We start from the raw sequence: 18,748 nt of genomic DNA, 5'->3' as shown, positions 1-18,748 counted from the left end.
AGGCTTCCCGCTGTGACCAGGAACGACAGCAGTGAGCTAGACGTCACCGCGGCGGCGCGCCAGCGCCACGCGGAGCTGGCCCAGGAGATCACCGACCACCAGTACCGGTACTACGTGACCTCGCCGGTGATCTCCGACGCCGAGTTCGACCAGCTTTTCCGCGAGCTGCAAGCCCTGGAGGCCGAGCACCCGGCCCTGGTCACCCCCGACTCGCCGACCCAGCGGGTCAGCGGCAGCTTCGCCACCGAGTTCGTCCCGGTGGACCACCTGGAGCGGATGCTCAGCCTGGACAACGCCTTCAACGCCGAGGAGCTCCAGGCCTGGGCCGAGCGGGTGGAGAAAGAAGTCGGCGCGGACGCGCACTTCCTGTGCGAGCTGAAGATCGACGGCCTCGCGGTCAACCTGCTCTACCGGGACGGGCGGCTGGAACGCGGCCTGACCAGGGGCGACGGCCGCACCGGCGAGGACGTCACGCTCAACCTGCGCACCCTGGCCGATGTGCCCGCGCGCCTGGTCGGCACGGCGGAGTTCCCGGTGCCGGAGCTGGTGGAGATCCGCGGCGAGGTCTTCTTCACCCTGGCCGACTTCGCCGAGCTGAACGCGGCCCAGGTGGAGGCGGGCAAGCCGCCGTTCGCCAACCCGCGCAACGCGGCGGCCGGATCGTTGCGGCAGAAGGATCCCAAGGTCACCGCCAGCCGCCCGCTGCGGATGATCTGCCACGGCCTGGGCAAGCGCGCCGGCTTCGAACCGGCCCGGCAGTCCGACTCCTACAACGCGCTCAAGGCCTGGGGCCTGCGGGTCTCCGCGCACACCAGGGTGCTGTCCACTGTGGACGAGGTCACCGCCTACATCACCGGCTGGGGCGAGCGCAGGCACGACGCCGAGCACGAGATCGACGGCGTGGTGGTCAAGGTGGACGAGGTCACCCACCAGCGCCGCCTGGGCGCCACCTCGCGCGCGCCGCGCTGGGCGATCGCCTACAAGTACCCGCCGGAGGAGGTCACCACCCAGCTGCTGGACATCCGGGTCAATGTGGGCCGCACCGGCCGGGTCACCCCGTTCGCGGTGACCGAGCCGGTCAAGGTGGCCGGGTCGGTGGTCGCGCGGGCCACCCTGCACAACGCCAACGAGGTCCGGCGCAAGGGCGTGCTGATCGGCGACCGGATCGTGCTGCGCAAGGCGGGCGACGTGATCCCCGAGGTGCTCGGCCCGGTGGTGGAGGCCCGCGACGGCAGCGAGCGCGAGTTCATCATGCCCACCGAGTGCCCGGAGTGCGGGGCCACGCTGCGGCCGATGAAGGAGGCGGATGTCGACATCCGTTGCCCGAACGCCCAGTTCTGCCCTGGCCAGCTGCGCGAGCGGCTGTCCTACCTGGCCGGCCGGTCCGCGCTGGACATCGAGGTGCTCGGCTTCGAGGCCGCCGCCGCCCTGGTCGCCTCCGACGTCTACACCAACGAGCGCGACCTGTTCGACCTGGACGCGGACAAGCTGCGCCAGGTGCCGCTGTTCCGCACCATGGCGGGCGAGCTGTCCGCGAACGGGCAGAAGCTGCTGGAGAACCTGGAGACGGTCAAGACCCGGCCGCTGTGGCGGATCCTGGTCGCGCTGTCCATCCGGCACGTCGGCCCCAAGGCGGCCAGGGACCTGGCCCGCGAGCTGGGCTCGATCGAGGTGATCGCGCAGGCCACCGAGGAGCAGCTGGCCGCGGTCGACGGCGTCGGGCCGACCATCGTGCAAGCCGTGCGCGAGTGGTTCGAGGTGGACTGGCATCGCGAGGTGGTCGAGGCCTGGGCCGCGGCCGGGGTGTGCATGGCCGAGGACCGCGACGAGTCGGTGCCGCGCACGCTGACCGGACTGTCCATTGTGGTCACCGGCAGCCTGCCCGGCTTCTCCAGGGACGAGGCCAAGGAGGCCATCCTGTCCAGGGGCGGCAAGGCGGTCGGCTCGGTGTCGAAGAAAACCAGTTTTGTGGTGGTCGGCGAAGCGCCAGGATCCAAGTACGACAAGGCGGTGCAGCTGAAGGTGCCGGTCCTGGACGAGGACGGGTTCCGGGTGCTGCTGGAGTCAGGTCCGGAGGCAGCCGCCGGGGTTGCCACGGTCGGCGCGGACGGGGGAGCCGGGGATGGCGACGGAGATCAGGGTTCGACCGGCTGAACCGGCCGAGCTGGACGCGGTGGGCGAGCTGACCGTCGCCGCCTACCAAGCGGGCGGGTTCATCCCGGAGGGCAGCGACTACGGCACCACGCTGCGGAACGCGGCCGCCCGCGCCCGCGCGGCCGAGCTGCTGGTGGCCGCCGACGAGGAGGGCAGGCTGCTGGGCACGGTGACCGTGGTGCTGCCCGGCACCGAGTTCGCCGAGGTCTCCGAACCGGGTGAACTGGAGTTCCGGATGCTCGCCGTCGACCCGGCCCACCACGGCCGCGGCATCGGCGAACAGCTGCTCCGCGCGGTCCTGGACCGGGCTGCTGACCTGGGCGTCAGCCGCGTGGTCATGTGCAGCACCTCCACCATGGCCGCGGCGCACCGGCTGTACCGGCGGCACGGGTTCACCCGGTTGCCGTCGCGCGACTTCTCCCCGGTTCCGGGAGTCTTGCTGCACGGCTTCGTCCGGGAACTGAGCTAGGAGCGCCCGCAATGCTGCCGCTGCTTCAGTGCTGCCCCAACGGCAGCCGGCCCGCCGAGGCCCACCCCACCGTGCCCATCACCCCCTGGCAGCTGGCCACCGCGGTCGCCGAGGTCGCCGAGCTGGGCGTCACCTCGGTGCACCTGCACCCCAGGGACGCGGTCGGCCTGGAGACCCTGGCCGGTCCCGAGCTGGCCACCGTGGTCGCCACCGTGCGGGCCGCCGCCCCCGGCGTGGAGATCGGCGTCAGCACCGGCGCCTGGATCACCCCGGACCCGGTGCGCCGCACCGAACTGGTCGAAGGCTGGTCCGGCCTGGCCGCCGGCCGCCCGGACGTGGCCTCGGTGAACGTGCACGAGCCCGGCTGGCTGTCGGTCTGCGCCGCCCTGCACCGCGCGGGCGTCGGCATCGAGCTCGGCGTGTTCACCACCAAGGCCGCGGCCATTCTGCGCGCCGAGGGCGTGCCTGCGGGCACCATCCGGGTGCTGGCCGAGGTCCAGGAGACCAACCCCGACCGCGCCCAGCCCGCCGCCGCCGACCTGCTCGCCGCGCTGGACTTCCTGCCACCGGACCTGCCGATCCTGTTGCACGGCGAGGAGGGCGGCGCCTGGCCGGTGCTCGCCGAGGCCGTCCGCCTGGGCCTGCACCGCCGGATCGGCCTGGAGGACACCCTGGTGCTGCCCGACGGCACCCCGGCCCCGGACAACGCCGCCCTGGTCCGCGCCGCCCAGGCCACCTGACCCCTCAGCGCGGCAGCAGCGCCCCGGACCGCTTCACCGTCCGCACCACCGGCGCGGTCTCCATCGAGTGCACCCCGGCCAGCCCGCCCACCCGCTCGGTCAGGTACCGGTACAGCTCCCCGGCGTCGCGGCAGGCCACCATCGCGGTCAGGTTGGTCCGCCCCGTGGTCACCCCGGCGAAGCTCACCTCCGGGTGCCCGCCGACCGCCGCCGCGACCCGGCGCAGCGCCGAGGGCCGCACGGTCAGCCACAGCCGGGCCTCGGCGCGCAGGCCCAGCGCCGCGGGCGGCACGTCCACCTCGAACACCAGCACTCCGCTGTCCCGCAACGCGTCGACCCGCCGCTTCACCGTGGACTCCGACCAGCCGGTGGCCGCGGCCAGTTCGGTGTGCCGGGCGCGGCCGTCGGTGGCCAGGACCGCCAGCAAGGCGTGGTCGCCGTCGTCCAGGGTGACCGCGGGGCCGCTCGGGCCGAGCAGGGCGTGCGCGCTGAGGTCCAGCACCCTGGCGGTGCGCGGCAGCTTGTCCATCAGCAGGGTGTCCCGGTCGGCGTCGGTGCGGGCCTGGACGTGGCAGGAGATCTCGGTGCCGCCGGAGAGCAGGTGCACCCAGAAGGTGTCCGGGCGGCGGGCCAGCGCGGTGGCGATCGGGGTGGCCGCGTCCGGGGTGCAGCGGATGCGCAGGGTCCACGAGGTGTAGCCGGCCAGCGGGCCGTACACCGAACCCACCACCCGCAGCAGCCCGGCCGAGCGCAGCCGCTGGTACCGGCGGGCCACCGTGTTCTCCGAGACGCCCAGCGCCCCGGCGATCCGGCTGAACGGGGCCCGGCCGTCCTGCTGGAGCGCGGTGACGATTTCCCGCTCCAGCTCGTCCAGGATGACGGATTCCACCGGATCACCGTAGTTCACGGGCGGTAATCCGCATCCGGACCCGACTGTGAAGCCATGACGACACGAGTTCTGGTGACCGGGGCGACCGGCAACGTCGGCCGCCAGGTGATGACTCAGCTTGGCGCGCAAGCCGTTGCCCTGCCCCGAGATCGCGCGGACCTGGCCCGCCCGGAGAGCCTGACCGACAGCCTGCGCGGGGTGGACGCGGTGTTCCTGATCTGGCCGCTGCACAGCGGCGAGGCGCTCCCCGGGGTGCTCGCGGAGATCGCCAGGCACGCGCGCCGGGTGGTCTTCCTCGGCTCCGGCGGGGTCCGCGACCTGAGCATGGACGCGCAGGAGGAGCTGATCCGGCGGTCCGGTCTGGAGTGGACGGTCATCCGGCCGAGCACGTTCGCGGTCAACGCCCGGTGGTGGGCCGGGCAGATCAGGGCGGGGAACGAGGTGCGCGGCGCCTACGGCGGGCTGGGCATGGCCATGCTGCACGAGGCGGACATCGCGGCGGTGGCGGTGCGCGCGCTCACCGGCGAAGGCCACCACGGCCAGGTGTACCGGCTGACCGGGCCCGAGGTGCTCAGCCAGGCCGAGCAGGTGCGGATCATCGGCGAGGTGCTCGGCCGCCCGCTGCGCTGGGTCGAGCTGGACCGCCCTGCCGCCCGGCGGCAGCTGCTCGCCGACGGCCTGCCACTGTCCTTTGTGGACGTCCTGCTGGACGCCTACGCCGCGATGTCGGCCCAGCCCAGTCCCGAGATCACCGACACGGTGGCGGCTGTGACCGGTTCGTCCGCGCGGACCTTCCGGCAGTGGGTGGCCGACCACGCGGCGGAGTTCTAGCCAAGGTCGTGCTCGTGCGCGTAGATCACCGCGTGCACCCTGGTGCGCAGCCCGAGCTTGGCCAGCACCCTGGCCACGTGGGTCTTCACCGTGCCCTCGCCCACCGCCAGCTCGGCCGCGATCTCGGCGTTGCTCAGCCCGCGCGCCAGCGCCCGCAGCACCTCCCGCTCCCGGTCGGTCAGCGTGGCCAGCTCCGGGCCGGGCGGCGCGGGGGCCAGCTCGGCGAAGCGCCGGATCAGCCCGCTGGTGACCTTCGGGTCGATCAGCCCGTGCCCGCCGTGCACGGCCCGGATCGCCGTGGTCAGCAGCTCGGGATCGTTGTCCTTCAACAAAAATCCGGCCGCGCCTGCCCGCAGCGCGCGGTAGAGGTAGTCGTCCAGGTCGAAGGTGGTGAGCACCAGGATGCGCGCCGAACTCCCGGCCAGCTCCTCGATCGCGGTCAGGCCGTCCTGGTGCGGCATCCGGATGTCCATCAGCACCACGTCCGGCCGCCGCCAGCGGGTCAGGTGCACCGCCTCCGCGCCGTTGGCCGCCTCGCCGACGACCTCGATGTCGGGCTCGGCGTCCAGCAGCAGGCGCAGCGCCGCGCGCACCGGCTGCTGGTCGTCGGCCAGCAGCACCCGGATCATCGCGGCTCCCAGGGCAATACGGCCCGCACCAGCCAGCCGTCGCCGGTCGGCCCGGCGGTGCAGGTGCCGCCGAGCAGTGCGGCCCGCTCGGTCAGCCCGCGCAGACCGTGGCCGGGCCGGGGCTCGCCCGCGCTCCGGCCGTTGTCGCGCACCGTGATCACCAGCTCCGTCCCGGTCCGGCGCAGCTCCACCTCGACCTCCGTGGCCGCGGCGTGCCGCAGCACGTTGGTCAGCGCCTCCTGCACGATCCGGTAGGCGTGCCGCCCCACCAGCTCCGGCACTCCGATCTCCAAGCCCCGCACGGTGATCCGCGGCCCGCCCCTGGCCAGCCGGGCGGCCAGCTCGGTCACCTGGCCCAGCCCCGGGTCCTCGCGCAGCTCGGCCAGCAGGCCCCTGGTCTCGGTCAGCGCGGTGGCGGACAGGTCGGTGATCAGCGTCAGCGCGGCGGGCGCGGCCTCGGGCACCCGCCGGGCCGCCATGGCCTGCAACCGGATCGCGGTCAGGTGGTGGCCGACCGCGTCGTGCACGTCCCTGGCGATGCGCAGCCGCTCGTCCGCCACCACCCTGGCCAGCTCCGCCTGCCGCAGCGCGACCGCCGAGCGCACCCGTTCCCGGTGCAGCCGCAGCGCCACCCCGGCCGCGACCGGCGCCAGGCCCAGCAGCACCGCCTCGGTGAGCACCGGTGTGCTGGGCGGCGCGGGCGCGCTGAGCCCGTAGAGCACCGTCCAGCCCACCGACAGCGCCACCACCGGCCCGAACCGCTCGCCGCGGTGGTAGACCGCCGAGCAGAACGCGGCCGCGGCCACGGTGCGTCCCGACCAGCCGGGCAGCCCGGTGCCGACGAAGGCCACCGCCGCGCAGGCCACCGCCACCGCCACCGGGTACCGGCGGCGCAGCACCAGCGGCAGGCTCAGTGCCAGGCTGAGCAGCACCGGCGGCCAGGACAGCTCGCCGCGTTCCAGCAGCACCCCGCCGAGCAGGGCGAGGAAGGCGATGCCGGCCAGCGTGGCGTCGTTCATGCGGCCAGTCTTCAGGTGTTCGCCGGACAGGTCAGGCCGGCCGGCGGCAGCGCGCCGGTGGTGAGGTAGCGGTGCACGTGCCCGCGCAGGCAGTGGTTGCCCGCGTAGAGGTAGTTGGCGTGCCCGCCCACCACCGCGATGTGCCGGGAACCGGGCAGCTGCGCGGTCACCCGCCGCCCGTAGTCCACCGTGGTCACCGAGTCGTGGATGCCGTCGGCGAGCAGCGCGGGCGGCCGGTGCGCGGGCGGGATCGGTTGCGGGGCAAAGCCGCTGACCTCGGGCAGCCCGGCGCACTTGAGCACGTTGACCCAGGCGTGCCGCCAGCCCAGCAGCGGGGCCACGGTGGCCCTGATCCCGGCCACGATCCGGCTCACCTCGCGGTAGTCGGTGGCGTAGGGGAAGTCCGCGCAGTTGATCTGCCGGTTCACATCGGTCTCCACCGGGATCTCGGGCACGCCGACCAGCTTGCTGGCATCACCGGCGTCCGCCTCGGCGATCGCCTGGGCCAGTCGCGGCCAGTCCCGCTCGAAGTCCGAGTGCGTGCTGGAGACGATCCGCGCCGCGGTGCCTGGCCCGCCGAACTTCGCGCCGGGCGCCGGGATCGGCTGCCGCTCGGCCCGCGCCACCAGGTCCGTCCACACCTTGACCAGGTCGCGCCCGTGCAGCGCGCAGTCCGGCGTGCGCGCGCACCAGTCGCCGAAGCGGTGCAGGTTCCGCTCGGCCACCTCGGCCCGCGAACTCACCCAGTCCCGCTGCGAGCGGTTGGTGTGGTCGTACACGCTGTCCAGGAAGAACCGCCCGGACCGGTGCGGGAACAGGGACAGGTAGGCCTGGCCGAACACGGTGCCGTAGGAGTTGCCCAGGTACCGCAGCTTGGACTCGCCCAGTGCGGCCCTGATCGCGTCCAGGTCGTGCGCGACCTGCCTGCTGTCCAGCTTCCCGGCCAGCGGCCCGGCGGCCTCGGCGCAGCCCGCGCCGAACTCCCGGCTGCGCGCCACCTGCGCGCGGTAGGCGGCCTCGTCCGGGAAGGCCCACTCCAGCGGGATCGGCGCGCCGGTCGGGCAGGTGATCCCGGCGCTGCGCCCCATCCCGCGCGGGTCGAACAGCACCACGTCGAACCACTGGGTCAGCTCGGCGAACTGCCCGCCCAGCTGCGGCAACAGGTGCAGGTAGGCGCCCGGTCCGCCGGGGTTGACCACGATGGAGCCGAGGCGGGTGGCCGGGTCCTTGGCGGGATAGCGGGCCAGCGCGAGGTCGAAGCGGGACCCGCGCGGGTTGGCGTGGTCAGCAGGTACGGACAGCTCGGCGCACTGGACGCCGGAGTCGCAGTCCCGCCAGGTCAGCGCGGGTGTGGCGGTCGCGGGCGGGGCGTGCAGGACGGCCACGGCCGCACCGGCCGCCACCGCGAGCAGGCGAAGTGTCTTGGTCACCGGCCCAGGCTCGCGCCGGGGACCGGCCCGCCGCGTCTGCAATCCGGCAGACGCCAAGCCGCGCCGCAGGCGCTACCGGGCCGCGTGACCGCCGGTCAGCCCGCGTTAGTCGGGCAGGACCACCGCGACGATCCCGGCCAGGTGCGCCAGCCGCGCCACCTCGGCCGCCCGGAACATCGGCCCGCCCGGCCGCCCCACCAGCAGCACCCGGTCCGGGTTGCCCAGCGGGGTGGCCGCCAGCTCGGTGCCCAGCTCCTGCCAGGTCTCGGGCACCCACGGCTCCTCGCCGTCCAGGATGGTCGCCTTGGCCAGCGGCAGCCAGGGCAGGTCGATCGCCTTGGTCTCCGGGGCCGCGCTGCTGGCGGCCAGCCGGTACGGGCCGTCGCCGTTGTTGCCGACCACCACGGCCCAGCCGGCCCGGATGATCCGCGGCACGCCCTCGGTGAAGACCTCAAGGCCCTTGCGCGGCTCGGCGGCGATCTCCTCCACCAGCTCCAGCTCGCGGTGGGTGTTGAGGATGCCGGCGTAGGGCCGCACCGCGTCCACCTCGACGCCCTCGACCGACTCGGCCGCGGTGATCAGCACGTCCGGCAACCGGCCCGAGGGCAGCTCCACCACCAGGTCGTCGATGGCCACGCCGACACCGCGTTCGACCACGTCCACGCTCAGAATGTCGGCCCCGATCTCACCGAGCGCCGACGCGACCGCCCCCAGAGTGCCGGGACGGTCGGGAAGCTGCACGCGGATCAGGAAGGACACGGCCGCCGATTGTCGCAGACCCGGCCGACAACACCGACTCCGCCGTCCACATGTCGAGAGAACCCGTCCAGTTATCCACAGCGTGACGGCCAGACCAACAACCCGTTCGGGGCCGTGACGGCCCGCGCCATAGACTCAGCCCGCAACGAAGCCCCGCATCCGGGCAGCAACTTTCAGGGAGTCCACCAGTGCCCACCATCTCGCGCGACGAGGTAGCGCACCTGGCCAGGCTGGCCAGGCTCGCCGTCACCGATGCCGAACTGGACCTGTTCGCCGGCCAGTTGGACGGCATCATCCAGGCGGTGGCCAAGGTCGGCGAGGTAGCCGCCGAGGACGTCCCGCCGACCTCGCACTCCGTGCCGCTGACCAACGTCTTCCGCGCCGACGAGATCACCCCCTCGCTGCCCAGGGAGGACGCGCTCGCCGCGGCGCCCGCGGCCGAGGACGGCCGGTTCCGCGTGCCGCGCATCCTCGGGGAGGCCTGACATGACCGACCTGACCAGGCTCACCGCGGCCGAACTGGCCGGCAAGATCCACTCGCGTGAGGTCTCCGCGGTGGAGGTCGCCAAGGCGCACCTGGACCGCGTGGCCGCGGTCGACGGCGCCGTGCACGCCTTCCTGCACGTGGACTCCGAGGGCGCGCTGGCCGCAGCCGAGGCCGTGGACAAGTCCATCGCCGCGGGTGAGGCCCCGGCCTCGCCGCTGGCCGGGGTGCCGCTGGCGCTCAAGGACGTGCTCACCACCAAGGGCGTGCCCACCACCTGCGGCTCCAAGATGCTGGAGGGCTGGATCCCGCCGTATGACGCCACCGTCACCCGGCGGCTGCGCGAGGCGGGCGTGGTCATCCTCGGCAAGACCAACATGGACGAGTTCGCGATGGGCTCCTCCACCGAGAACTCCGCCTACGGCCCCACGCACAACCCGTGGGACCTCGACCGCATCCCCGGCGGCTCCGGCGGCGGCTCCTCGGCCGCGCTGGCCGCCTTCCAGGCCCCGCTGGCCATCGGCACCGACACCGGCGGCTCGATCCGCCAGCCGGGCGCGGTCACCGGCACCGTCGGCGTCAAGCCCACCTACGGCGGCGTGTCCCGCTACGGCCTGGTCGCCTTCTCCTCCTCACTGGACCAGGCGGGGCCCTGCGCCCGCACCGTGCTGGACGCGGCGCTGCTGCACGAGGTCATCGCCGGGCACGACCCGCTCGACTCCACCTCGCTGAACGTGCCGGTCCCGCCGGTGGTCGCGGCCGCCCGCCAGGGCGCCAACGGTGACCTCAGCGGCCTGCGCATCGGCGTGGTCAGCGAGTTCAGCGGCGACGGCTACCAGCCCGGCGTGCTGCGCTCCTTCGAGGCCGCGGTGGCCACCCTGGAGAAGCTGGGCGCGGAGGTCGTGGAGGTCTCCTGCCCGAACTTCACCTACGCGCTGCCCGCCTACTACCTGATCGCGCCGAGCGAGTGCTCCTCCAACCTGGCCCGCTTCGACGCCATGCGCTACGGCCTGCGGGTCGGCGGCGAGGACCCGGCGCTGGACGCCGAGCAGGTCATGTCGCTCACCCGTGAGGCCGGCTTCGGCCCCGAGGTCAAGCGCCGGGTGATCCTGGGCACCTACGCGCTCTCCGCCGGGTACTACGACGCCTACTACGGCTCGGCGCAGAAGGTCCGCACCCTCATCTCGCGCGACTTCACCAGCGCGTTCGAGCAGGTCGACGTGCTGATCTCGCCGACGACGCCGACCACGGCGTTCCGGCTCGGCGAGCGCACCGCCGACCCGATGGCGATGTACCTGGCCGACCTGTGCACCATCCCGTCCAACCTGGCGGGCAACGCGGCGATGAGCGTGCCCAGCGGCCTCTCCGACGAGGACGGGCTGCCGGTCGGCTTGCAGATCATGGCGCCCGCGCTGGCCGACGAGCGGATGTACCGGGTGGCCGCGGCCTACGAGGTCGCGCGCAACGACGCCGAGGGCGGTGCGCAGATCCACCGGGTGCCGGACCTCGCGGCGGGCGTGCGGTGAGCGAACGCAGTGAGCGGGAGGACACCCGCCAATCGGTCGGCCAGGTGCTGCGGGGACTCGAACTGTTCCCGCTGCCCGACGGCTGGACCCCGATCGAGGCACTCGCCGTGGTGAAGTGCCTGGACGCCAGTGGCACGCCCACCTGGTGCACCCGGCGCACCGCCGGGATCAACGACGAGGAACTGCTCGGCACGATGGTGCTCCAGTCCGAGCTGCTCAAGCGGGACATCCTGTCCGACTGGGAGGACGACGGCGATGACGACTGACGTCACGGCAGAACTGCTGCCCTACTCCGACGTGGTCGAGCGCTTCGACCCGGTGCTGGGGCTGGAGGTGCACGTCGAACTGCACACCAACACCAAGATGTTCTGCGGCTGCCCCACACAGTTCGGGGCCGAGCCCAACACCCAGGTCTGCCCGACCTGCCTCGGCCTGCCCGGCGCGCTGCCGGTGGTCAACGGCAAGGCGGTCGAGTCGGCCATCCGGATCGGTCTCGCGCTCAACTGCGAGATCGCGGAGTGGTGCCGGTTCGCGCGGAAGAACTACTTCTACCCCGACATGCCGAAGAACTTCCAGACCTCGCAGTACGACGAGCCGATCGCCTTCAACGGCTACCTGGACGTGGTGCTCGACGACGGTGAGATCTTCCGGGTGGAGATCGAGCGCGCGCACATGGAGGAGGACACCGGCAAGTCGCTGCACGTGGGCGGCGCGACCGGGCGCATCCACGGCGCCGAGTTCTCCCTGCTGGACTACAACCGGGCGGGCGTGCCGCTGATCGAGATCGTCACCAAGACGATCCACGGCACCGGCGAACGCGCGCCCGAGGTGGCCCGCGCCTACGTCAGCGCGCTGCGCGACCTGCTCAAGGCGCTGGACGTCTCGGACGTGCGGATGGACCAGGGCTCGCTGCGCTGCGACGCGAACGTCTCGCTGATGCCCAAGGGCAGCAGCGTGCTCGGCACCCGCTCGGAGACCAAGAACGTCAACTCGCTGCGCAGCGTCGAGCGGGCCGTGCACTTCGAGATGCGCAGGCACGCCGCGGTGCTGACCAGCGGCGGCGAGGTCGTCCAGGAGACCAGGCACTTCGACGAGTCCACCGGCAGCACCCGGCCGGGACGGCGCAAGGAGACCAGCGAGGACTACCGGTACTTCCCGGAGCCCGACCTGGTGCCGATCGCCCCGTCCCGGGAGTGGGTGGCCGAGCTCGCGCAGACCCTGCCCGAGCTGCCCTGGCAGCGCCGCAAGCGGATCCAGGCCGAGTGGAAGCTGTCCGACCCGGAACTGCGCGACCTGGTCAACGCGGGCGCGCTGGAGCTGGTCGCGGCCACCGTCGAGGCGGGCGCCGCCCCGGACGAGGCCCGCTCCTGGTGGGTGGCCTACCTCTCCCAGCAGGCCAACACCCAGGGCGTCGAGCTGGCTGACCTGGCCATCACCCCGGCCCAGCTGGCCAGGGTGATCGCCATGGTCACCGAGGGCAAGCTGACCAACAAGCTGGCCCGCCAGGTCGTCGACGGCGTGCTGGCAGGCGAGGGCGAGCCCGACGCCGTGGTCGAGGCCCGCGGCCTGGTCGTGGTCTCCGACGACTCGGCCCTGCTCGCCGCGGTCGACGAGGCCCTGGCCGCCCAGCCCGACATCGCCGAGAAGATCCGCTCCGGCAAGGTCGCCGCGGCAGGCGCCGTGGTCGGCGCGGTCATGAAGGCCACCAAGGGCCAAGCCGACGCCAAACGCGTCCGCGAACTGGTCCTGGAACGCTGCGGGCAGTAACGCCACCAGCGACAACAGCAGCACCGCGGCCCGTGCCGCCCGGGACATCCACCCCGGGCGACACGGGCCGCGCCATACTCGCCCGCTGCCCGCTGCCCGCTGCCCGCTGCCCGCTGCCCGCTGCCCGCTGCCCGCTGCCCGCTGCCCGCTGCCCGCTGCCCGCTGCCCGCTGCCCGCTGCCCGCTGCCCGCTGCCCGCTGCCCGCTGCCCGCTCGACTCGCGCGACCGCGCGCTTGGCCGGCGCAGCCCCCGCCATACTGCACCGTATGGCCATCACCCAGCAACTGGTCCGCATCCCCGCCACGCGACTGGCCGCCTGCCGCCAGTCGGTGGCGGCGCTGGATGAGCTCTGCTCGTTCACGTCGACGCCGGATGAGGACCGCCTGGATCTGAACTGGTGGCCGGGCGCGCTGACACGAGCGTGGGCGCTGGCCGGGGTCGATGCCCGGACCCTGGCGGTTCTCCGGCGCGGGTTCGACGGTGACGGAGAAGTGAACCCGGCCTACCGGGAACATCCCGGCACGATCTGGGAACACCCGGTTGTGGCGCTGGAGGCATCGAGGGTTGGCGAGGTTGCCGAGGCGTTGCGCGCCGTGCCACCCACGACGGTCCAGGCCGCGGTGCCGTCGAACGCGGAGGAGGCCGAAGCCGCGCTGGGTGGGATCGCGCGCGAAGCAGTCGGCGATCTGGCTGGACAACTGGCCAGGCAGCACGCCATCCTGCGCGACTTCTACGGCGAGGCCGCACGTCGCGGACTTGCCGTCGTGCTGTGGTGGGACTGACCCGGCTAGTCGTTCCCGCCGGTGCCACCGCCCTGCGGCGGCAGCACGAACACCCGGTCGTCGCTGCTCACCGGCTTGCCGCCGGCCTTGTTCAGCGTGCCCACCCAGGCGTTGCCGTCCGGGCCCAGGTCCACGCCGCCGAGTTGGCCGTAGGTGCCCTTCAGGGTGGTTTCCGGGCGGCCGGTGAAGGCGCCGGTGTTGCTCACGGCCAGGTTGAACATGCCGGCGCCGGTGGTCAGCGCGACTGACAGGCGGTCGCTGTAGGCGGCGCAGCCTGCCACGCCGGGGCGGTCCGGCCAGGTCCAGGCCGGGGTGCCCAGGGGCTTGCCCAGGGCGAACTTGTAGACCACGTCCTGCTTGTCCGTACGGTCGGTGACCCAGGTGGTGCGGTGGTCGGTGGTGCTGCAGATGCCGCCGGGGCTGGTCAGGCCGGTGGCCACCACCGTGCTGCCGGCGTTGGGGTTGCCGTCGGCGGGCTTGCCGGAGGTGGTGATCCGCAGGACCTTCCCGGCCAGGGAGTTCGGATCGCTCGCCGCGCCGCCGTTGCCCGCGTTGCCGGTGGCCACCAGCAGCGCCCCGGTCCGGTCCCTGGCCAGCGCGCCGCCGTTGTTGCGGCCGCCGCGCGGGATGCCGGTGAGCACCGGCTTGGGGCCGTCGCCCTTGGCGATGCGCACCACCCGGTTGTCCGAGCCGGTGGTGACGTAGGCGAAGACCAGCCCGTCCTCGGCGTAGCTGGGCGAGAGCGCGAGCCCGGTCAGCCCGCCGCCGCCGGCCCCGTCCACCGGGATCCGGGCGAACTCCTCCGGCGACTTGCCCGGCTGCACCTTCAGGATCTTCCCGCTGACCCGCTCGGCGGCCAGCGCGGACTGCCCGTCTGGCAGCACCGCGACCGCGGCCACCTGGTCCAGGCAGGTCGCGACCACCGAGGGGTCGAAGTCCTTGCAGCCGTCCGGCGGCGGCACCGGGGTGTTCGGCCGGGTCGGGGGCTGCTGGCCGCCGCCCCCACCGCCGCCACCGCCACCGGGTGGCGGCGCGCCCTGGGGCTGTAGCCGGGGCTGCTCGGTCCAGTCGGCCTGCCGCACCTCGGGGAAGCTGGCGCACCCGGAGACCAGCAGGGCGAGCGCCACCATCCCGATGAGGGACGTCCGTCGCTTCGAACCCGGGGCTGGCATGGGCTCCAGGGTAGGTGGCCGCAGGTGAACCCGAGGTTAGAGTGCCGATGTGAGCCTGACTGTGCTGCTGCCCGACTACCCAGGGGCCGCCGACCTGGTGTCCGCGATCGAAGGTGTGCGGGTGGTCACCTACGACCCGCACGACCAGCTCAACATGCCGGCCGAGGCGGTGGAGGCCGAGGTGTTCGTGCCGCCGTTCCTGGCCTCTCGGGACCTGGTGCCGCTGGCCGAGTCGCTGCCAAGGCTCCAGCTGGTGCAGCTGCTCAGCGCGGGCGCGGAGGCCTGGATCGGCGCGCTGCCCGAGCGGGTCAAGCTGTCCAACTGCCGGGGCGCGCACGGCGGCAGCACCGCGGAGTGGGTGGTCGGCGCGCTGCTGTCGATCTACCGCGACTTCCGCGAGTTCGACGCCGCCCAGCGCGCCGGGAAGTGGGCCTACCACCAGACCGACACCCTCCAGGGCAAGCGGATCCTCGTGGTCGGCGCCGGTGACCTGGGCAGGCAGCTGGAGCGCAGGCTCATCCCGTTCGACACCGAGGTCACCCTGGTCGGGCGCAGCGCGCGGGAGGGGGTGCGCGGCGAGGAGGAGCTGCCCGAGCTGCTCGGCGAGTACGACGCGGTGGTCGTGGTGGTGCCGATGACCGAGGACACCCGGCACCTGGTGGACGCTAAGTTCCTGGCCCGGATGGCCGACGGCGCGATCTTCGTCAACGGCGCCCGCGGCCCGGTGGTGGACACCGACGCGCTGCTGGCCGAGCTGACCAGCGGCAGGCTGCGCGCCGCGCTGGATGTCACCGACCCGGAACCGCTGCCCGAGGGCCATCCGCTGTGGCGCGCGCCGAACCTGCTGCTGACTCCGCACGTGGCAGGCAGCGTGGCTGGTCAGCACCAGCGCGCCTTCCGCATCGTGGCCAGGCAGATCGCCCAGTTCGCCGCCGGCAAGGACCCGGAGAACCTGATCCGCGGCAGCTACTGACCGCCGGGAAAGGCGCGCCGCCACGCCGCCCGGGTCGCCGAAGTGGCTCGGATCACCTAGCCTGCGTGGGCGTGAGCACTCACGACAGCGGCCCCGGCACCAGCGGGGGCGCGCACCACTTCGACGACGCGGGGTATTCCGCCACCGGCACCACGGCGGCACTGCCCGTTGACCAGGCCGACGGTGCGGACACCGTGCGGCGCAAGCCCTTCGCCTGGAACGGTGGCACCGACCTCGGCCTGCTCGTCCTGCGGCTGGTGCTCGGTGGCACGTTCATCGCGCACGGGGCGCAGAAGCTCTTCGGTGTGTTCAACGGACCCGGCATCAACGGGTTCGCCAAGGTGCTGGAGTCCTTCGGGTTCCAGCAGACCCGGATCCTGGCCTACGTCGCCGGGATCGCCGAACTGGGCGGCGGCGTGCTGGTCGTGCTGGGCTTCCTGACCCCGCTCGGCGCGGCAGGCCTGCTCGGCGTGATGATCAACGCGGTCACGCTCAAGTGGAACAACGGTTTCTTCCTCGGCCAGAACGGCTTCGAGTTCGACCTCGTGCTCGGCGCCCTGGCGGCCGCGCTGCTGTTCCTCGGGCCCGGCCGCGCCGCCCTCGACAACAGGCGCTCCTGGGCGCGCGTCCCACTCCCGTGGGGCGTGCTCTTCCTCCTGGTCGCGGCGGGCGCCGCGGTGATCACCCTGGTGGTCCTGCGCTGACGCCACAACAACCAGCGCGGGCCCGGCTCACCACGAGCCGGGCCCGCGCTGCTGTGTCACTTGTTCGGGTCGCGGACCGCGCCGGTGGCCGCTGAGGTGGCCAGGCGGGCGTAGGCGCGCAGGGCCTTGGACACCGGGCGCTGGCGGTCCACCGGCTGCCACGGGTTCTCGCTGGCCTCCATCTTGGCCCGCCGCTCGGCCAGCACCGCCTCGTCCACCAGCAGCTCCAGCTTGCGCCGGTGCACGTCGATGACGATCTCGTCCCCGTCCTGCACCAGCCCGATCAGCCCGCCCTCGGCCGCCTCCGGCGAGATGTGCCCGACCGAGATGCCCGAGGACCCGCCGGAGAACCGGCCGTCGGTGATCAGCGCGCACACCTTGCCCAGGCCCGCGCCCTTGAGGAACGCGGTGGGGTGCAACATCTCCTGCATGCCGGGGCCGCCTGCCGGGCCCTCGTACCGGACCACCACGACCTCACCCGGCTGCACCTGCTTGCCCAGGATCGCCGAGACCGCCTGCTCCTGGCTCTCCACCACCCTGGCCGGGCCGCGGAAGACCCACAGCTCCTCGTCGATCCCGGCGGTCTTGATCACCGCGCCGTCCTCGGCCAGGTTGCCGTGCAGCACCGCCAGGCCGCCGTCAGCGGTGTAGGCGTGCGCGCGGTCCCTGATGCAGCCGCCCGCCGCGTCGGTGTCCAGCGAGGACCACCGGTTGCTGGTGGAGAAGGCCTGCGTGGTGCGCACCCCGCCGGGCGCGGCGTGGAACAGCTCGACCGCCTCCGCCGAGGGCGACTCCGCCCGGATGTCCCAGGTGCCCAGCCACTCGTCCATGCTCGCGCTGTGCACGGTGCGCACGTCCCGGTTGAGCAGCCCGGCCCGGTCCAGCTCGCCCAGGATGGCCGGGATGCCACCGGCCCGGTGCACGTCCTCCATGTGGTAGTCGGAGTTCGGGCTCACCTTGGCCAGGCAGGGCACCCGGCGGCTGACCGCGTCGATGTCGGCCATGGTGAAGTCGAGCTCCGCCTCGTGCGCGGCGGCCAGCACGTGCAGCACGGTGTTGGTCGAGCCGCCCATGGCCACGTCCAGCGCCATCGCGTTCTCGAACGCGGCCCGGTTGGCGATGTTGCGCGGCAGCGCGGACTCGTCGTCCTGCTGGTAGTAGCGCTTGGCCAGCTCCACCACGGTGGTGCCCGCCCGCTCGAACAGCGCCCGGCGGGCGGCGTGCGTGGCCAGGGTGGACCCGTTGCCCGGCAAGGAAAGCCCGAGCGCCTCGGTGAGGCAGTTCATCGAGTTCGCGGTGAACATGCCGGAACAGGAGCCACAGGTCGGGCAGGCCGAGCGCTCCACGATGGACAGGCCCTCGTCGTCGACGTCCGGGCTGGCCGAGGCGGCGATCGCGGTGATCAGGTCGGTGGGCGCCTGCGCGACCCCGTCCACCACCACGGCCTTGCCTGCCTCCATCGGCCCGCCGGAGACGAAGACCACCGGGATGTTCAGCCGCAGCGCGGCCATCAGCATGCCGGGGGTGATCTTGTCGCAGTTGGAGATGCAGACCAGCGCGTCCGCGGCGTGGCCGTTGACCATGTACTCCACCGCGTCCGCGATCAGCTCGCGGGAGGGCAGCGAGTAGAGCATCCCGCCGTGCCCCATGGCGATGCCGTCGTCCACCGCGATGGTGTGGAACTCCCGGGCCACGCCACCGGCCTCGCGCACCGACTCGGCCACGATGTCACCGAGGTCACGAAGGTGCACGTGCCCCGGCACGAACTGGGTGTAGGAGTTGGCGATGGCCACGATCGGCTTGCCGAAGTCGGAGTCGGTCATACCGGTGGCGCGCCAGAGTGAACGGGCGCCCGCGGCGTTGCGGCCGTGGGTGGTCACGCGGGAGCGGAGCGGGGGCACAGCTCCTCCTTAACGGGGTTCGTCAGTGGGGTCCGGCTTGGCGGGCCCGGTCTCGGCGGCGGCCTCGGGTTCGCCGAAGCGGCCGCCGCTGGCCCGCGCCAGCGCGTCGAGATCGCGCACCCGCACCGCGGGCAGCGTGACCTCGGAGTCGTCGGTGAGCACCGCCTTCACCCCGGAGGCCTTGGTCAGGCGCAGCGCGGCGATGTCCGACCAGGCGATGCTGCGAGCGCCGAACAGCGTGCGGATGCGCACCTGTTCGGCGTCGACCACGGTCCTGGTGCGGATCACCCACAGGACCAGTGCGAGCGGCACCAGGTAGACCACCTGGAGACCGGGCGCGCCGAAGGCGAGTGGGGTCGCGCACACGAACAGCAGCGCCGCCGGAATCATAGCCGCAGTGGGGATCCGGAAAATCAGTCCGCTCACGTCCTCGATCCTTCCACTTGCGCGAACGGGTGTTCGCGACGGTGCGGTGTCCCTCGGTCGTGTCCAACATCCGGGAGTACCGTCCCGCAGAGT

General features: G+C 73.0%; 19 protein-coding genes. 11 read left to right on the top strand and 8 right to left on the bottom strand.

The features are described 5' to 3' along the window. Positions 1–12: 12 nt before the first annotated feature. Genes ligA through M8C13_RS34620 form a run of 3 tightly spaced genes read left to right on the top strand, consistent with a single transcriptional unit; the run spans position 13 to position 3,363 of the window. On the top strand, positions 13–2,154 hold the full coding sequence (gene ligA / locus M8C13_RS34630; RefSeq protein ID WP_252485000.1) for an NAD-dependent DNA ligase LigA: 2,142 nt from the start codon (positions 13–15) through the stop codon (positions 2,152–2,154). Next, positions 2,123–2,623, top strand: coding sequence for a GNAT family N-acetyltransferase (locus tag M8C13_RS34625; protein ID WP_252484999.1), 501 nt, complete (start codon positions 2,123–2,125; stop codon positions 2,621–2,623). Before ligA ends, M8C13_RS34625 begins: the two co-directional genes overlap by 32 nt. 11 nt (positions 2,624–2,634) lie before the next feature. Next, positions 2,635–3,363: a 3-keto-5-aminohexanoate cleavage protein gene (locus M8C13_RS34620; RefSeq protein ID WP_252484998.1), complete on the top strand. Its 729-nt coding sequence runs from the start codon at positions 2,635–2,637 to the stop codon at positions 3,361–3,363. Positions 3,364–3,367: 4 nt separating this feature from the next. Here the strand turns inward: M8C13_RS34620 and M8C13_RS34615 are convergent, their stop codons facing one another. Then, the gene (locus M8C13_RS34615) at positions 3,368–4,252 is read right to left on the bottom strand and encodes an Lrp/AsnC family transcriptional regulator (protein ID WP_252484997.1); all 885 of its coding nucleotides are present in this window, start codon (positions 4,250–4,252) and stop codon (positions 3,368–3,370) included. 54 nt (positions 4,253–4,306) lie between these two features. Between M8C13_RS34615 and M8C13_RS34610 the strand changes: the two genes are divergently transcribed. Continuing rightward, positions 4,307–5,083 (top strand): NAD(P)H-binding protein, encoded by a 777-nt coding sequence (locus M8C13_RS34610; RefSeq protein ID WP_252484996.1) that lies wholly within the window; start codon positions 4,307–4,309, stop codon positions 5,081–5,083. On the opposite strand, the gene M8C13_RS34605 is transcribed toward M8C13_RS34610, so the two are convergent. From M8C13_RS34605 to M8C13_RS34590, 4 genes are all read right to left on the bottom strand, one after another. Further along, positions 5,080–5,712 carry a response regulator transcription factor gene (locus M8C13_RS34605; RefSeq protein ID WP_252484995.1) on the bottom strand — a complete coding sequence of 211 codons (633 nt, stop codon included), beginning with the start codon at positions 5,710–5,712 and terminating at the stop codon, positions 5,080–5,082. The two genes, M8C13_RS34610 and M8C13_RS34605, sit on opposite strands and share 4 nt — an antisense overlap. Beyond that, the gene (locus tag M8C13_RS34600; protein ID WP_252484994.1) at positions 5,709–6,731 is read right to left on the bottom strand and encodes a sensor histidine kinase; all 1,023 of its coding nucleotides are present in this window, start codon (positions 6,729–6,731) and stop codon (positions 5,709–5,711) included. The genes M8C13_RS34605 and M8C13_RS34600 overlap by 4 nt, the downstream gene beginning before the upstream one ends. An 11-nt stretch (positions 6,732–6,742) precedes the next feature. After that, positions 6,743–8,161 carry an alpha/beta fold hydrolase gene (locus M8C13_RS34595; RefSeq protein ID WP_252484993.1) on the bottom strand — a complete coding sequence of 473 codons (1,419 nt, stop codon included), beginning with the start codon at positions 8,159–8,161 and terminating at the stop codon, positions 6,743–6,745. A gap of 105 nt (positions 8,162–8,266) precedes the next feature. After that, the gene (locus M8C13_RS34590) at positions 8,267–8,920 is read right to left on the bottom strand and encodes an ACT domain-containing protein (RefSeq protein WP_252484992.1); all 654 of its coding nucleotides are present in this window, start codon (positions 8,918–8,920) and stop codon (positions 8,267–8,269) included. Between the two features lie 188 nt (positions 8,921–9,108). On the opposite strand from M8C13_RS34590, the gene gatC reads away from it, so the two are divergent. From gatC to M8C13_RS34565, 5 genes are all read left to right on the top strand, one after another. Then, positions 9,109–9,405: an Asp-tRNA(Asn)/Glu-tRNA(Gln) amidotransferase subunit GatC gene (gene gatC, locus M8C13_RS34585; protein WP_252484991.1), complete on the top strand. Its 297-nt coding sequence runs from the start codon at positions 9,109–9,111 to the stop codon at positions 9,403–9,405. Position 9,406: 1 nt separating this feature from the next. Beyond that, positions 9,407–10,930 (top strand): Asp-tRNA(Asn)/Glu-tRNA(Gln) amidotransferase subunit GatA, encoded by a 1,524-nt coding sequence (gatA, locus tag M8C13_RS34580; RefSeq protein ID WP_252484990.1) that lies wholly within the window; start codon positions 9,407–9,409, stop codon positions 10,928–10,930. After that, positions 10,927–11,196: a hypothetical protein gene (locus tag M8C13_RS34575; protein ID WP_252484989.1), complete on the top strand. Its 270-nt coding sequence runs from the start codon at positions 10,927–10,929 to the stop codon at positions 11,194–11,196. The genes gatA and M8C13_RS34575 overlap by 4 nt, the downstream gene beginning before the upstream one ends. After that, complete coding sequence (gene gatB / locus M8C13_RS34570) at positions 11,186–12,697, top strand: Asp-tRNA(Asn)/Glu-tRNA(Gln) amidotransferase subunit GatB (protein WP_252484988.1); 1,512 nt, start codon at positions 11,186–11,188, stop codon at positions 12,695–12,697. The genes M8C13_RS34575 and gatB overlap by 11 nt, the downstream gene beginning before the upstream one ends. 266 nt (positions 12,698–12,963) lie before the next feature. Further along, positions 12,964–13,479 carry a YfbM family protein gene (locus M8C13_RS34565; protein ID WP_252484987.1) on the top strand — a complete coding sequence of 172 codons (516 nt, stop codon included), beginning with the start codon at positions 12,964–12,966 and terminating at the stop codon, positions 13,477–13,479. 5 nt (positions 13,480–13,484) lie between these two features. Here M8C13_RS34565 and M8C13_RS34560 read toward each other — a convergent pair whose 3' ends face one another. Then, a complete protein-coding gene (locus tag M8C13_RS34560) occupies positions 13,485–14,609 on the bottom strand; it encodes a sorbosone dehydrogenase family protein (RefSeq protein ID WP_252484986.1) in 1,125 nt (374 codons plus the stop codon). A 91-nt stretch (positions 14,610–14,700) separates the two neighbouring features. On the opposite strand from M8C13_RS34560, the gene M8C13_RS34555 reads away from it, so the two are divergent. Beyond that, the gene (locus tag M8C13_RS34555) at positions 14,701–15,624 is read left to right on the top strand and encodes a 2-hydroxyacid dehydrogenase (protein ID WP_252484985.1); all 924 of its coding nucleotides are present in this window, start codon (positions 14,701–14,703) and stop codon (positions 15,622–15,624) included. 71 nt (positions 15,625–15,695) lie between these two features. Beyond that, on the top strand, positions 15,696–16,328 hold the full coding sequence (locus M8C13_RS34550; protein WP_252484984.1) for a DoxX family protein: 633 nt from the start codon (positions 15,696–15,698) through the stop codon (positions 16,326–16,328). 56 nt (positions 16,329–16,384) lie between these two features. On the opposite strand, the gene ilvD is transcribed toward M8C13_RS34550, so the two are convergent. Together ilvD and M8C13_RS34540 are read right to left on the bottom strand one after the other, a co-directional pair. Further along, a complete protein-coding gene (gene ilvD, locus M8C13_RS34545; RefSeq protein ID WP_252484983.1) occupies positions 16,385–18,229 on the bottom strand; it encodes a dihydroxy-acid dehydratase in 1,845 nt (614 codons plus the stop codon). Between the two features lie 9 nt (positions 18,230–18,238). Continuing rightward, the gene (locus M8C13_RS34540; protein ID WP_252484982.1) at positions 18,239–18,655 is read right to left on the bottom strand and encodes a PH domain-containing protein; all 417 of its coding nucleotides are present in this window, start codon (positions 18,653–18,655) and stop codon (positions 18,239–18,241) included. Positions 18,656–18,748 lie beyond the last annotated feature (93 nt).

The organism is Crossiella sp. SN42, assembly GCF_023897065.1.
In the GTDB taxonomy this organism is placed as follows: domain Bacteria; phylum Actinomycetota; class Actinomycetes; order Mycobacteriales; family Pseudonocardiaceae; genus Crossiella.
Note: the sequence above shows the minus strand (reverse complement) of the source record. Positions and strands in the feature narration are given on the sequence as shown.

What these genes read in the sequence shown, in the direction of transcription:
- M8C13_RS34560 (WP_252484986.1), bottom strand. Translation starts at nt 14,609, where the DNA reads ATGGTGGCGCTCGCCCTGCTGGTCTCCGGGTGCGCCAGCTTCCCCGAG.
- M8C13_RS34600 (WP_252484994.1), bottom strand. Translation starts at nt 6,731, where the DNA reads ATGAACGACGCCACGCTGGCCGGCATCGCCTTCCTCGCCCTGCTCGGC.
- M8C13_RS34620 (WP_252484998.1), top strand. Translation starts at nt 2,635, where the DNA reads ATGCTGCCGCTGCTTCAGTGCTGCCCCAACGGCAGCCGGCCCGCCGAG.
- M8C13_RS34565 (WP_252484987.1), top strand. Translation starts at nt 12,964, where the DNA reads ATGGCCATCACCCAGCAACTGGTCCGCATCCCCGCCACGCGACTGGCC.
- M8C13_RS34605 (WP_252484995.1), bottom strand. Translation starts at nt 5,712, where the DNA reads ATGATCCGGGTGCTGCTGGCCGACGACCAGCAGCCGGTGCGCGCGGCG.
- gatA (WP_252484990.1), top strand. Translation starts at nt 9,407, where the DNA reads ATGACCGACCTGACCAGGCTCACCGCGGCCGAACTGGCCGGCAAGATC.
- M8C13_RS34610 (WP_252484996.1), top strand. Translation starts at nt 4,307, where the DNA reads ATGACGACACGAGTTCTGGTGACCGGGGCGACCGGCAACGTCGGCCGC.
- gatB (WP_252484988.1), top strand. Translation starts at nt 11,186, where the DNA reads ATGACGACTGACGTCACGGCAGAACTGCTGCCCTACTCCGACGTGGTC.
- M8C13_RS34625 (WP_252484999.1), top strand. Translation starts at nt 2,123, where the DNA reads ATGGCGACGGAGATCAGGGTTCGACCGGCTGAACCGGCCGAGCTGGAC.